The organism is Martelella lutilitoris (genome assembly GCF_016598595.1).
GTDB lineage: Bacteria > Pseudomonadota > Alphaproteobacteria > Rhizobiales > Rhizobiaceae > Martelella > Martelella lutilitoris_A.
In genome coordinates this window covers 130,533-142,500 of record NZ_CP066786.1, presented here as the reverse complement: position 1 = coordinate 142,500, position 11,968 = coordinate 130,533, and the positions used below count along the sequence as shown (strand labels likewise).

Annotated in this window: 12 protein-coding genes (1 of these 12 running past the window's edge); 9 read left to right on the top strand and 3 right to left on the bottom strand. The window is 65.7% G+C overall.

Features of this window, described 5'->3' with window-relative positions:
• Together hrpB and JET14_RS00690 are read left to right on the top strand one after the other, a co-directional pair.
• A protein-coding gene (gene hrpB, locus JET14_RS00695) for an ATP-dependent helicase HrpB (protein ID WP_246750440.1) crosses the window boundary here: on the top strand, nucleotides 1-892 show its 3' portion. 1,580 nt of this gene lie to the left of the window's left edge; the window shows 892 of its 2,472 coding nt (coding positions 1,581-2,472); its start codon lies beyond the left edge, outside the window; the stop codon is at nucleotides 890-892.
• A gap of 11 nt (nucleotides 893-903) precedes the next feature.
• A complete protein-coding gene (locus JET14_RS00690) occupies nucleotides 904-2,211 on the top strand; it encodes an ActS/PrrB/RegB family redox-sensitive histidine kinase (RefSeq protein WP_200336357.1) in 1,308 nt (435 codons plus the stop codon).
• Here JET14_RS00690 and JET14_RS00685 read toward each other — a convergent pair.
• From JET14_RS00685 to JET14_RS00675, 3 genes are all read right to left on the bottom strand, one after another.
• Complete coding sequence (locus JET14_RS00685) at nucleotides 2,202-3,467, bottom strand: MFS transporter (RefSeq protein WP_200336354.1); 1,266 nt, start codon at nucleotides 3,465-3,467, stop codon at nucleotides 2,202-2,204. The genes JET14_RS00690 and JET14_RS00685 overlap by 10 nt on opposite strands.
• Nucleotides 3,468-3,582: 115 nt before the next feature.
• Nucleotides 3,583-4,113 (bottom strand): gluconokinase, encoded by a 531-nt coding sequence (locus tag JET14_RS00680; RefSeq protein ID WP_246750439.1) that lies wholly within the window; start codon nucleotides 4,111-4,113, stop codon nucleotides 3,583-3,585.
• 179 nt (nucleotides 4,114-4,292) lie between these two features.
• Nucleotides 4,293-5,414 (bottom strand): cytochrome C, encoded by a 1,122-nt coding sequence (locus JET14_RS00675; RefSeq protein ID WP_246750438.1) that lies wholly within the window; start codon nucleotides 5,412-5,414, stop codon nucleotides 4,293-4,295.
• A 183-nt stretch (nucleotides 5,415-5,597) separates the two neighbouring features.
• On the opposite strand from JET14_RS00675, the gene JET14_RS00670 reads away from it, so the two are divergent.
• From JET14_RS00670 to JET14_RS00640, 7 genes are read left to right on the top strand one after another with little or no spacing between them, the layout of a single operon-like run.
• A complete protein-coding gene (locus JET14_RS00670; protein ID WP_200336353.1) occupies nucleotides 5,598-6,866 on the top strand; it encodes a Na(+)-translocating NADH-quinone reductase subunit A in 1,269 nt (422 codons plus the stop codon).
• On the top strand, nucleotides 6,863-7,639 hold the full coding sequence (locus JET14_RS00665; RefSeq protein WP_200336351.1) for an RnfABCDGE type electron transport complex subunit D: 777 nt from the start codon (nucleotides 6,863-6,865) through the stop codon (nucleotides 7,637-7,639). Before JET14_RS00670 ends, JET14_RS00665 begins: the two co-directional genes overlap by 4 nt.
• Nucleotides 7,632-8,432 (top strand): FMN-binding protein, encoded by an 801-nt coding sequence (locus JET14_RS00660; RefSeq protein WP_200336348.1) that lies wholly within the window; start codon nucleotides 7,632-7,634, stop codon nucleotides 8,430-8,432. Before JET14_RS00665 ends, JET14_RS00660 begins: the two co-directional genes overlap by 8 nt.
• A 1-nt stretch (nucleotide 8,433) precedes the next feature.
• Nucleotides 8,434-9,099 (top strand): NADH:ubiquinone reductase (Na(+)-transporting) subunit D, encoded by a 666-nt coding sequence (locus JET14_RS00655; RefSeq protein WP_138746943.1) that lies wholly within the window; start codon nucleotides 8,434-8,436, stop codon nucleotides 9,097-9,099.
• Nucleotides 9,096-9,707, top strand: a complete 612-nt coding sequence (nqrE, locus tag JET14_RS00650; RefSeq protein ID WP_200336345.1) for an NADH:ubiquinone reductase (Na(+)-transporting) subunit E — start codon at nucleotides 9,096-9,098, stop codon at nucleotides 9,705-9,707. The genes JET14_RS00655 and nqrE overlap by 4 nt, the downstream gene beginning before the upstream one ends.
• The gene (gene nqrF, locus JET14_RS00645; RefSeq protein ID WP_183490797.1) at nucleotides 9,704-10,930 is read left to right on the top strand and encodes an NADH:ubiquinone reductase (Na(+)-transporting) subunit F; all 1,227 of its coding nucleotides are present in this window, start codon (nucleotides 9,704-9,706) and stop codon (nucleotides 10,928-10,930) included. Before nqrE ends, nqrF begins: the two co-directional genes overlap by 4 nt.
• Nucleotides 10,931-10,934: 4 nt before the next feature.
• Nucleotides 10,935-11,951, top strand: coding sequence for an FAD:protein FMN transferase (locus tag JET14_RS00640; RefSeq protein WP_200336344.1), 1,017 nt, complete (start codon nucleotides 10,935-10,937; stop codon nucleotides 11,949-11,951).
• Nucleotides 11,952-11,968: the final 17 nt, after the last annotated feature.

Here is an 11,968-nt window from a genome sequence, read left to right as displayed (position 1 = left end):
CTATCTGATGGCAAACGGTCGCGGCGCGGAGCTTGCCGAGGACGACCGGCTCGCGAGCGAGGACTTTCTCGTCATCGCCGACCTGACGGGCTCCGCGGCGCGCGGGCGCGTGCTCGCCGCCTGCCCCGTGACCCGCGAAACCATTCTCGAGACCCGCGCCGAGGCGATCGTCACCCGCGCGGAATGCGTCTTCGACCGCGAAAGCCTTTCCGTCCGGGCGCGCAGCGTGACCCGGCTCGATGCGCTGGTGCTCTCCGAACGCCAGGGGACAAGACCATCCGGCACGGAAGCGGCGGAAGCGCTGGCCGACGGGCTCCGCCGATACGGGCTTTCGCTTCTCGCCTTCCCGAAGGAGGCGGCACGCCTTGTCGAACGGATCGGTTTTCTCCATCGCAAGCTCGGTGACCCCTGGCCGGATGTCTCGGAGACGGGCCTGCTGGAAAGCCTGGACATATGGTTCACCCCGTTCCAGACGGGCGTCACCGCCCTTTCCGCCGTCAGTCCGAAAAGCCTGACGCAGGGCCTGCAGGCGCTTCTGCCCTATCCGCTTGCCGCCGATCTCGACCGGCTGGCGCCGACTCATTTTGGAGCGCCCACCGGCGACCGGGTTCCGATCCGCTATGATGGCGACGAACCGGTGCTTTCGATCCGGGTACAGATGCTCTACGGACTGAAACGCCATCCGACGATTGCCGGCGGCGTGCCGCTCGTTCTGGAACTGACCTCGCCCGCCGGCCGGCCGATCCAGACGACGCGCGACCTGCCCGGCTTCTGGGCAGGATCCTGGAAGGATGTGCGCTCCGACATGCGCGGACGCTACCCGAAACATGTCTGGCCGGAGGATCCGGCCGATGCCGAGCCGACACGGCGGGCAAAGCCGCGCGGGACATGAGGAGAAATGCGATGAACAAGCCGGTCACCGACATGGTGGGGCATGAGCGACGCGGAAACCTGCGCCTGCAGACGCTCGTGCGGCTCCGATGGCTGGCGGTCGCCGGCCAGACGGCAGCGGCACTGACGGTGGCCTTCGGGCTCGATTTCCCGATGCCGATCATCCCCGTGCTCGCGCTGATTGCCGCGCTCGCCCTCGGCAATCTGGTGCTGAGCGTCAGCTTTCCGGCGACCCAGCGCGTGTCCCCGCGCATCGCCTTTGCCATGATCGGTTTCGATCTTCTGCAACTGACCGCGCTGCTCTACCTGACCGGCGGGCTTGCCAATCCCTTCGCGCCGCTGATCTGCGTGCCGGTGATCATCTCCTTCGCCGCGCTGCCGCTGCATTATGCCTTCGCGCTTCTGGCCTTTGCCGTATCCGGCGTGTCGGCCCTGGCGCTCAGCCCCTTTCCCTTGCCATGGCATGCAGGCATCACACTGGAGATCGAGCCGATCCTGAAATTCGGCATCTGGATCGCGATCATCGCCATGCTGGGTTTTGCCGCCTTCTACGTCCAGCGGATCACGCTCGAAGCCCAGCAGATATCGGATGCGCTGGCGGCGACCGAACTGGTGCTGCAGCGCGAACAGCACCTCTCCCAGCTCGACGGGCTGGCGGCGGCCGCCGCCCACGAGCTCGGCACGCCGCTTGCCACGATCTCGGTGGTGGCCAAGGAGATGGCGCGGGCGCTTGGCGATGATCCCGAACATGGCGAGGACGTGCAGTTGCTCGTCAGCCAGAGCCAGCGCTGCCGGGACATACTCTCCCGCCTCACCTCGCTTTCCAAGGAGGACGAGGCGCATATGCGGCTCCTGCCGCTGACATCCCTGATCGAGGAAGTGGTCGCGCCCCACCGGCCGTTTGTTTCAAAGATGGAGATACGCGTTTCCGGCGAGGCCGGCGGCGAGCCGGTCGGCAATCGCAATCCCGGCATTCTGTACGGCCTTGGCAATATCATCGAAAACGCCGTCGAACATGCCCGCCAAAAGGTGGAGATTGCGGCGCATTACAGCGAGACGCGGATCACGATCACCGTCACCGATGACGGCGGCGGCTACACGCCCGATATCCTGCCGCGCATTGGCGACCCCTTTGTTTCCGATCGGCAGAAGAACCCGGCGGACAGCCGCGCCGGCGGTCTGGGCCTCGGTCTGTTCATCGCCAAGACGCTTCTGGAACGCTCGGGCGCACGCCTTTCCTTCGAAAATGTCGGCGGCGCGCGCATCACCGTCTCCTGGCCGCGATGGCGCATGGAGGCGGATATGGCCGATCAGAGCTGAGACTTCTCTGCCGGAATGACCTGGGTCAGGAAGATCGCGACCGTGGCGAGCGCGGCAAAGACGGCCAGCAGGAAGCCGGGCGCGAGCGTGAAACCCGTCTGCTGGATGATGAAGGTGGCGAGAAGCGGGGTCAGCCCGCCGACAATGGCAAAGCCGATATTGTAGACGAAAGCGACGCCGGAATAGCGCACATCCGTCGGGAAGATTGCCGTCAGCAGCACCGGACCCACGCCCCAGGCAAAAGCGCCGATCAGCGAGATCACGATCATGGCCGGCAGGAGCGACGACACGCCTTCGTGGATCCAGACATAAACGGGGATGGCAGCGATCGTCAGCAGCAGGGCGGCGACGAAGGCCGGCACCTTGATGCCGACGAAATCGGAAATGGCGCCTGCGACAGGCATGGGCAGCGAAAAGACGATGATGCCGACAAGCACGGCGGTTGCCACCTGGTCCGGATCGTAGTGCAGGAAATCGGTCAGATAGCTGTTCATGTAGAGGTAGAGCAGCGGCACGGCGGCAGCGCCAAGGCCGGTGATGAACAGTCCGAGCCAGACAGCGCGGGCATTGTCGCGGAAGAGCGCCGCCAGCGGCACCTTGTGGGTTGATGCTTCCATCTCGGCAAAGGCCGGGCTTTCGGCAAGCCGGGCGCGCAGGATGAAGCCGGCAATCGCCACCAGTCCGCCGATGAAGAAACCGATGCGCCAGCCATAGGAGAGCACCGCCGCATCGCTCAACAGGTGCTCGATCGCCCATTGCACCGCCTGGGCGGCCAGCATGCCGACATTGATGATCATGAACAGGAAGCCGCAGGCAAGGCCGCGCCGCTTCGGCATGGTTTCGGTGATCAATGTCATCGCCCCGGGAATTTCGCCGCCGAGGCAAAGCCCCTGCACCATGCGCAGCACGACCAGCACGACGGTGGCCGAGATGCCCCATGTGGCATAGCCGGGCATGAAGGCGATCAGAAAGGTGGCCCCCGCCATGCCGGCGATCGAGACGCGCAACATCAACTTGCGACCATGCCGGTCGCCGAAATGGGAGAACAGAATGCCGCCGATGGGGCGCACCAGATAGCCGGCGGCGAACACGGCGAAGGCCGCAAGCAGCCGGGTCGACGCCTCTTCGGCCGGAAAGAAGGTCTTGCCGATCTGCGAGGCGAATGTGGCGTAGATCACAAAGTCGTAGAATTCCAGGCCGCCGCCCATGCTGCCCAGAAAAAGCGCCCGGTTGCGCTCGCCCGCCGTCACCGCCATGTTTCACCCTCCGATCGGTATACCCGAGTGAAAACTGGCCGAACGCAAAACGAAAGGCAAGCCTAATATAAGGCGATGTCGACGACCAAGGCGCAGTTGAGCGGTCGGGAACGCGCTAAGAAAAAGATACGGCGCCAAGCCCCGCAACCGCCTTGTCGGCAATCACCTTCAGCGGATTGTCGATATCAACCGTGACCACGCCGGGTTCGCCGCTCGGGTCTTCGAGGGTCTCAAGCTGGCTTTTCAAAAGCGAGGTCGGCATGAAGTGACCCGCGCGCGCGCCGATCCGCTCGGCGAGGAGCGTTTCGCTGCCGTTCAGGAAGACGAAGGCGAGCGGCTGGCCCGCCGTCGCGCGCAGACGGTCGCGGTAGATCTTCTTCAGCGCAGAACAGGTCACGACCACGCCCGTTTGACGCTCTCTGGCAAGCTCGGCGCCGACACGATCAAGCCAGGGCCAGCGGTCAGCATCCTCAAGCGGGATGCCGGCGCTCATCTTTTCGACATTGGCGGCCGGGTGAAGGTCGTCGCCCTCGACCTGCTCAAAGCCCATCCGTTCGGCGATCAATCTCGCGACGGAGGATTTTCCGCACCCGCTCACGCCCATGACGATGACGGCGCGCGGCGTTTCGGCCTTGCTTGTATTCATTGGTCGTTTCATCCGTTCCGGCAGGAAAGTAAAAGCGGACATCGCCGCCAGGTAAAAGCCTTGCGATATCATGGCCGGGCCAATTGCCGCAACGGGACAGAATGTCCGCCGGGCGAAAAGACCCGGCGGCAAGGTCTGAAATCGCCGCCCTCAGCGCTTCCGCTTTTCCCGGAAACGCTTTAGCGCTGGATCCCCAATGTGCTGATATCGACCTCGAGCGGCCCCGAAAGGTCTTCGATCGAATCATAGAGCAGTTCCAGCGCATATTGCGGATTATGCGCGAAGGCGCCGGGATCGGCGGTGACGAACTTCCAGTTATAGGCCGCCTTCAGGCTGCGCGGGGTCCAGGCCTTGTAGCTCGCCGCCCGCCCGTCAACCTCGTCGGCGCGACCGTCCTGATCGGCGTCGACGAAGAAATAGGGATAATGCGGTTCGTAGACGATCGGCGTGCCGGCGACATTGGCGGCGTAATCCCGGATGGTCTCCATCAGCAACGCCGCATTGCTGGCAATATCGGAGCGGATGCCCTTGTTGAGGTCGCCGCTGCCGTCATAGCTGACGCGGGAAATGCGGATCGCGTCGAAATTGCCGGTCTCGTGGCAGGTGAGGCAGGTCTCTTCCGCCACCGTCAGCGTGTGCGGATCATGACAGGAGGCGCAGTCGGCCACCGGGCGGGCATGGAAGAAGCGGCCGGAATAGGTCTTGCCGGGATATTCGAAACCGCCTGCCCCGACGGCGCCGAGACGCACGGCGCCGGCCAGCGCGTAATGCGGATTGACGAAGCCGATCTCCGGATCCGGGGTGTCGTCAGCCTTTTCGCCGACGGCCCTGGAAACCGTCACGCCGGCGGCGCGGCCGGAGTGACAGGTGAGACAGGCTGCCTCGACGCCGGGCTTGACCGGGTGTTCGATGCCGCTCGGCAACGTGATCGCGGTGATCTCCGCGAGACCCGGATTGTGACAGGTCTCGCAGTCGACGACGCCGCCGACGGGCACGGCCGCAGCCACGCCGGGCGCGCTGCCGTCGAGACCGTGGAAGGCGCGGAAGCCCGCGCCGGAGTGACAGGTGGAACAGCTTGCGGGCACTTCGCCCTCGCCGTCCCAGTGGGTAAAGGCCTCAGCCGAGGCATCGGCATGGGCAGAGCGCGCCCAGGCCTCGATCATCTTCTGCTGCGGGATCGAAATCTGGTCCGGACGGAACGGCCCCGATTGCGGCATGACGAAGAGCTCAAGCGCCTCGACCGCCGCCTCGCCTTCCCCGCTATCCTGAGCTGAGACGCCATTGGAATTGACAAACGTCAATGTCGATGCAATAACTGCAATGAAAGTTGAAGAAAACCGCTTCACTCCGTAAGACATGGCTTTTCACCCCCGCTGAAAATTCATAGTCTGCTCTTGGTGCATGCTAAACAATTCGGCCCGATCCAGCAATTCAATTGTCGGGCAGGGTGGTTTGTTTGATGCCGAAGCCTTGGGAGTGATTTTTTGGACCGCCTCTTTTCCGCCGGTCTGTCCGTGCCGACCGGCCCCTCATTGCCCGACGACCATACTGCCGAAACGCTTCTGACCGAAGAGGCGGCGCTTGTGCCGGCCCCCGGCGAGGAACTGCGCGTCGTGCCGCTGGTCGAGGTCGACCAGCGCGTCGCCCAGGGTCAGCCGCTTTTCTCGCTGCGTGCGGCAGAGGAAATCAAGCTTGTCGCGCCCATGCCTGCGCGGGTAGCGGCGATCGAGCTCAATCCTGGCCGAAGGCTGATCCAGATGCTGCTGTTCCGCGAGGATGGCGGCGACCGGCATTCCTTTAAAACCGACAGGGCCGAAAGCGATGCTGCGGCATTGCGCGCCCTGATGCAGGAGGCCGGCCTGTGGCGGCTTTTCCGCAGCCGGCCCTTTGGCCATATGCCTGCCCCTGCCGAAGCGCCCGCCGCGATCTTCGTCATGGCCGCCGACACCCGGCCCGCAGCCCCCGATCCGCGCAACGCCATCCGGGGCCGCGAGGAGGCCATATCGCGCGGCCTTTCCGCGTTGAGGCTTCTGGCGGGCAATCAGGTCTTCCTGTGCGAGGCGAAGGGCAGATCCCTTGACCTCGACGACGCGGGCAGCATCCGCCGCATCGCCTGCGGTTCGCTGCACCCGCAGGGTCTCGCCGGCATCCAGATCCACCACCACGCGCCGGCCGAAGTCGACGCCCGCGTCTGGGACATCCATGCGGAAGATATTGCCGATCTCGGCGATCTTCTCGCCACGGGTCTTCTGCCCGAGACCCGGCTCGTCACCGTCACCGGTTCGGCCATGCGCGAACCGCGCCTTCTGCGCTGCCAGCCCGGCGCTGATCTGCGCGGGCTCTGTCACGGCCATGTGCAGCCGGGCCCCTATCAAGTGCTTGCCGGCTCCGTACTCGACGGCCGACCCGCCCATTGGCTCGGCCCGCGCGACCGGCAGGCGAGCGTTCTGTCCCGTGGTTCCGGCAAAAGGCGCGGCCACTGGTTTTCCGCGGCGCTCACCCGCGCCGCCCGGCCGCTGCCGATCATCCCGACGGCCGCCCTGTCGCAGGCTTTCGGCGGCGATATTCCCGCTGCCGCCCTGATGCGCGCGCTTTCGGCCGGCGACCAGGAGGCCGCCGCCCGCCTTGGCGCGCTTTCACTGCTTGAGGAGGACCTGGCGCTGGTTGACTACGTCACCTTCTCCGAGCCGCCGCTTGCCGCGCAGTTGCGCGGACTTCTGAACGCCATTGAGAAAGAGGAGGCACCGGCATGAGCCACGGCTTGTGGGACCGGGAAACCGTCGCCCTGCTTCTGCTGATCTCGGTGATGCCACTGGCGCTGACATGGCTCTGGTATGGCGGGCTCGATGCCGCAGGCCTTCTGGTGCTGGCGCTGATCATTTCCGGGCTCTGGCACGTGATCTTCATGCTCGCCCGCGCCCAGCCGCCTTCCTTCGCCGGCGCGCTGACGGCGCTTGCGATCGCAATCCTCGCGCCGGAGGAGCTCAGCATCATGCAGCTCGTTCTCGGTATCTCTTTCGGCTCGGTCATGGCCGAGCTCGTCTTCGGCGGCTGGGGCCGCAACGTGCTGAACCCGGCGACTGTCACACTCGCCTTTCTCGGCTTCGGCTTCGTCACCGCCCCCTGGCCGGAACCGCCGCTGCCGCTTGCCTGGGCCGCCATTCCCGCCGCCCTTCTCGGCGCGCTCTTCGGCGTCATGCCGGCGCGCGTGATCGCCGGCGCTGTCATCGTCATCGGCGGTGCGCATCTTGCCGGCCTGCCGATCGCCCCCTTGTTGCCGGCCGTTGCCGTCGTGCTGGTGCTGCTTGTCGCCGATCCCGTAGCGAGCGCCTCGACGAAGCTCGGCGGCTGGCTGAACGGCGCCTTTTTCGGCGCTTTGATCATTCTTTTCGCGCTCGGCTGGAAGAGCGCCGCTCCCGTGCAGATGGCGGTTTCGGCCGCCCTTCTGACCTCGCTTGCCGCCCCGTTGCTGGACGAAGCCGCCATTGCGCTGTGGCTTGCCCAAAGGAGAAGACGTCATGGCTGACCTGAACCCGTTCTCGGCATGGCGCCGGTTCCTGGCGCTGCCCAATGAAAACCGGACAAAGACCGTCGTCATCGCCTTTCTCGTTTCGGCCGTCTGCGCCCTCATGGTCTCCGGCGCAACGGTCATCCTGCGGCCGATCCAGGCGGCAAACCGGGCGGCGGAGGAGCAGGCGCGGCTTGAGGCGCTCGTCGCCGGCATTCCCGGCATGACGCAAATTCTCGAGCAATCCGGCGGTTCGCTCTCCACCGTCGTCATCAACCTGCCGAAGGGTCAGGCCGCGGAGGATGTGACCCCTGCGACGCTCGCCGCGGCCCTGGATGACGCAGCCAACTGGACCACGCTGGCGCCGGCGGAAGATACGGCGGGCATCGGCCGGCGGCCGGATTACGCCCAGATCTATCTCCTGCGCAACGAAGCCGGCGACATTTCGCTGGCGCTCCTGCCAATCAGCGGACCGGGCTACCAGGCGCCGATCGACGCGATCGTGGCGCTGCGCGGCGACATGAACACGATTGCGGGCCTTGCGATCACCAACCAGGCCGAAACCCCCGGCCTTGGCGGGCGCATCGAGGAGCCGGCCTGGCTTGCACAATTCCCCGGCACCGAGCTTGCCGATCCCACCGGGACAGTGCGTTTTGCCGTCGCCAAGGGTGCGGCCGGCAACGACTACGAGGTCGATGGCATTACCGGCGCGACGCGCACCGGCAACGCGTTCACCAAGATCATGCGCTTCTGGGGCGGACCCGAGGGCTACGGCCCGTTCATAGACGCCGTCCAGCGCGGGGAGTTCTGATATGGCCCGGTCAACCAATCTCTGGTCGACGCTGACGGAGCCGCTCGTCCTTCAAAACCCGGTGACGCTGCAGATCCTCGGCATCTGCTCGGCGCTCGCCGTGACCACCTCGGTTGCGACCGCGCTCACCATGTCGGCCTCACTCACCACGGTTCTGGTGCTCTCGGCCCTTCTGGTCAGCCTGATCCGCCGGCATATTCCCGATTCCATCCGCCTGATCGTGCAGATCGTCATCGTCGCCTCGCTGGTGGTGGTCATCGACCAGTTCCTGCAGGCCTATTTCTTCGATATCAGCCGCAAGCTCTCGGTCTTCGTCAGCCTGATCACCACCAACTGCCTGGTGCTGGGACGCACGGAGAGCTTTTCCCGTTCCAACCCGCCGCTGCCCTCCATGGTCGATGCGCTCGGCAACGGGCTCGGCTATTCGCTGGTGCTGATCGTCATCGGTTCCGCGCGCGAGCTCTTCGGCGCGGGTAAGCTCATGGGCTATCAGGTCTTTCCCGTGGTCGCCGACGGCGGCTGGTTCACGCCGCTCAATCTGATGCTGCTCGCCCCGAGCGCCTTCTTCATGCTCGGCGGTCTCGTCTGGGCGATCCGCACCGTTCTGCCGCAGCAGGCAGAACCCTCCGAATTCAACCCGCCGAAGACAGAGGAGGCCGGAAAATGACCGACCTCTGGAACCTGTTCCTCAGTGCCGCCTTCGTCGAGAACGCGCCGCTGACGCTGTTTCTCGGGCTCTGCACCTTTCTGGCGCTGTCGCGCCGCACGCCGTCGGCCATCGGCCTCGGCATCGCGGTCACCGCCGTCATGGGCGTCACCGTACCGCTCAACCAGGTGATCTATCACGCGCTGCTGGCGCCGGGCGCCTGGGCCTGGGCGGGCATGCCGGATATCGACCTTTCCTATCTGAAGCTGATCTCCTTCATCGGCGTCATCGCCGCGACCGTTCAACTGGTGGAAATGGTGCTCGACCGCTTCTTTCCGGCAATCTATGCCTCCTTCGGCGTGTTCCTGCCGCTTCTGACCGTGCATTGCGCCATCCTCGCCGGCAGCCTGTTCATGGTCGACCGCGACTATGGGATCGGTGAATCCGCCGTCTTTGGCCTTGGCCAGGGCTTCGGCTTCGGCGTCGCCGTGGTGCTTCTCGGCGCGATCCGCGCGCGCCTTGCCTATGCCGACCTGCCGCAGGGCCTGCGCGGGCTGGGCATTACCTTCACCCTTGCCGGGATGATGTCCCTCGGCTTTTCCGCATTCGCGCAAATGGTGACGCCATGAACGAGATTGCAGTCGGAGCCCTTGTCGTCATCGGCCTCGTCCTCGTGCTGACGCTGGCGCTTCTGATCACCCGCGCCCGCCTGATCCCCGCCGAGGCGCTGACGGTGACGGTCAACGAAACCATGACAATCGAGGCCAATCGCGGCGACCGCCTGCTCGGCGTCCTGCACGGCGCGGGCATCGGCATTCCCGCTGCCTGCGGCGGATCGGGCACCTGCGGGCTCTGCCGCGTGCATGTGGACGGCGAAGGCGCGGGCGAACCGCAGGCGACCGAACGCGGCGTACTGTCCGCCGCCGAGCGCCGCGCCCATATGCGCCTTGCCTGCCAGACGGCGCTCAGAGGCCCCTGCTCGGTGACCGTGCCGCAGGATTTCGTCGGAGCGACTGGCTTTACCTGCCGCGTCGTCTCCAACGAGATGAAGGCACCGCTGATCCGCGAACTGGTGTTGCAGCTTCCCGAAGGCCAGCCGTTTGATTTCATCGCCGGCGGCTTCATGCAGCTGACCGCGCCCGCCTACAGGCTCGACTTCCGCGACATCGACATCGACCCGCCATTCCGCGACGCATGGGCGATGTCCGGCTGGTCGGAGATGACCTCCTATGCGGAGAAATCCGTGACCCGCGCCTATTCGATCGCCTGCCGGCCGGAGGACGCAAAGGCCGAGCGCGCCGTCTTCAACATCCGCCTCGCCGCCCCGCCGCCCGGGCGCGAGCAGGAAATTCCGCCGGGCATCGTCTCCTCCTTCCTGTTCGCGCTGAAACCGGGCGACGAGATCGAAGCGTCCGGCCCCTTCGGCGAGTTCGAGGTGCAGCCGACCGATCGTGAGATGGTGTTCATCGGCGGCGGCGTCGGCATGGCGCCGCTCAGGGCCATGATCCATGACCAGATCGGCAAGAACACACCCCGGCGGATGCGCTTCTTCTATGGCGCGCGCTCGGTGGCCGACCTCTTCTATGTCGAGGAATTCGAGAAGATCGCCGCCGAGCACGACAATTTCTCCTGGACGCCGGCGCTTTCCGATCCTGCGCCCGGCGACCGCTGGACGGGGGCAAGCGGCTTCATCCACGATATCGTGCGCGCCGAGCTTTCCCGCCATCCGGCACCGGAGGATTGCGAATACTATATGTGCGGGCCGCCGGTGATGATTTCGGCGGTCACCAATACGCTGCACCGGCTCGGCGTCGAGCCGAAGTCCATCTTCTACGACGATTTCGGAGTCTGACCTCATGAAAGCACGTCATACATATCTGACCCGCCGCCGCGTTCTGGCGCTTTCCGGAGCAGGCTTTCTGGCCGCGACCGCTGCCCGGACCGAAGCGCCCGCGATCCTGGGAACCGCGCCCGCGACCCGGCAGATCACCGGCAAGGCCTTTGCCACCACATGGCGGGTCACCGTGCCGGATAACGGACAGCCGGAAGCGCTTCGCGGCGATATCGAGACGCTTCTTTCCGGCATCGACCGGATGTTGTCGCCCTGGCGGGACGACAGCGAGATCACCGCTTTCAACCGCACCGGCCCCGGCGGCAAACGGGTATCGGCCGAGACCGCCTTCGTCGCGCAATCGGCGCTCGATGTGGCGCGTGCGAGCGACGGCTGGTTCGATCCGAGCGTCGGGCCGCTGGTCGCCCGTTACGGCTTCGGCCCCATCGAAGGCGATGCAGCCGAGGATGGCGCGCCGCCACTCTGGCATGCGCTCGGCGTCGACGGAAACCGCCTGGAAAAGACGAAATCCGGCGTGACCATGGACCTCTGCGGCATCGCCAAGGGCCGCGCGCTCGACCTGATGGCAAACCGCCTGATGGATGCCGGCTATTCCGACTTCCTCATCGATCTCGGCGGCGAGCTTGTCGCGCGCGGCAATCATCCGGCGGGGCGTCCCTGGCAGGTGGCGGTGGAAGATCCGCGACCGGACGCCAACGGCGGCGCCGGTGTGCTGCGGCTTGCCGACGGCGCGGTCGCGACCTCCGGGCTTCGCGCCCAAAGCTATGCGCTTTCCGGTCACACCTACAGCCACATCATCGATCCGCGCCATGCCGTGCCGGTCGAGGGCGCGATCGCCTCGGTTTCGGTGCTGGCGCAGGACGCGATGACGGCCGACGGCTGGGCCACGGCGCTGACGGCCGCCGGCGAGGATGGCCCGGCGCTGGCCCGCCGCCAGGCGATCGCTGCCCTGTTCCTGTTCCATGACGGCAAAAGCCTCCGCAGCGAAACAACGGGCGGTTTCGACCGTTTTCTGCTATAATCGCCTCGAAGGGAGCA

Excerpts from the sequence above, each read along its gene's own strand:
- JET14_RS00665 (WP_200336351.1), top strand. The coding sequence starts at position 6,863 with ATGAGCCACGGCTTGTGGGACCGGGAAACCGTCGCCCTGCTTCTGCTG.
- nqrE (WP_200336345.1), top strand. The coding sequence starts at position 9,096 with ATGACCGACCTCTGGAACCTGTTCCTCAGTGCCGCCTTCGTCGAGAAC.
- JET14_RS00660 (WP_200336348.1), top strand. The coding sequence starts at position 7,632 with ATGGCTGACCTGAACCCGTTCTCGGCATGGCGCCGGTTCCTGGCGCTG.
- JET14_RS00690 (WP_200336357.1), top strand. The coding sequence starts at position 904 with ATGAACAAGCCGGTCACCGACATGGTGGGGCATGAGCGACGCGGAAAC.
- JET14_RS00655 (WP_138746943.1), top strand. The coding sequence starts at position 8,434 with ATGGCCCGGTCAACCAATCTCTGGTCGACGCTGACGGAGCCGCTCGTC.
- JET14_RS00685 (WP_200336354.1), bottom strand. The coding sequence starts at position 3,467 with ATGGCGGTGACGGCGGGCGAGCGCAACCGGGCGCTTTTTCTGGGCAGC.
- nqrF (WP_183490797.1), top strand. The coding sequence starts at position 9,704 with ATGAACGAGATTGCAGTCGGAGCCCTTGTCGTCATCGGCCTCGTCCTC.
- JET14_RS00640 (WP_200336344.1), top strand. The coding sequence starts at position 10,935 with ATGAAAGCACGTCATACATATCTGACCCGCCGCCGCGTTCTGGCGCTT.
- JET14_RS00680 (WP_246750439.1), bottom strand. The coding sequence starts at position 4,113 with ATGAATACAAGCAAGGCCGAAACGCCGCGCGCCGTCATCGTCATGGGC.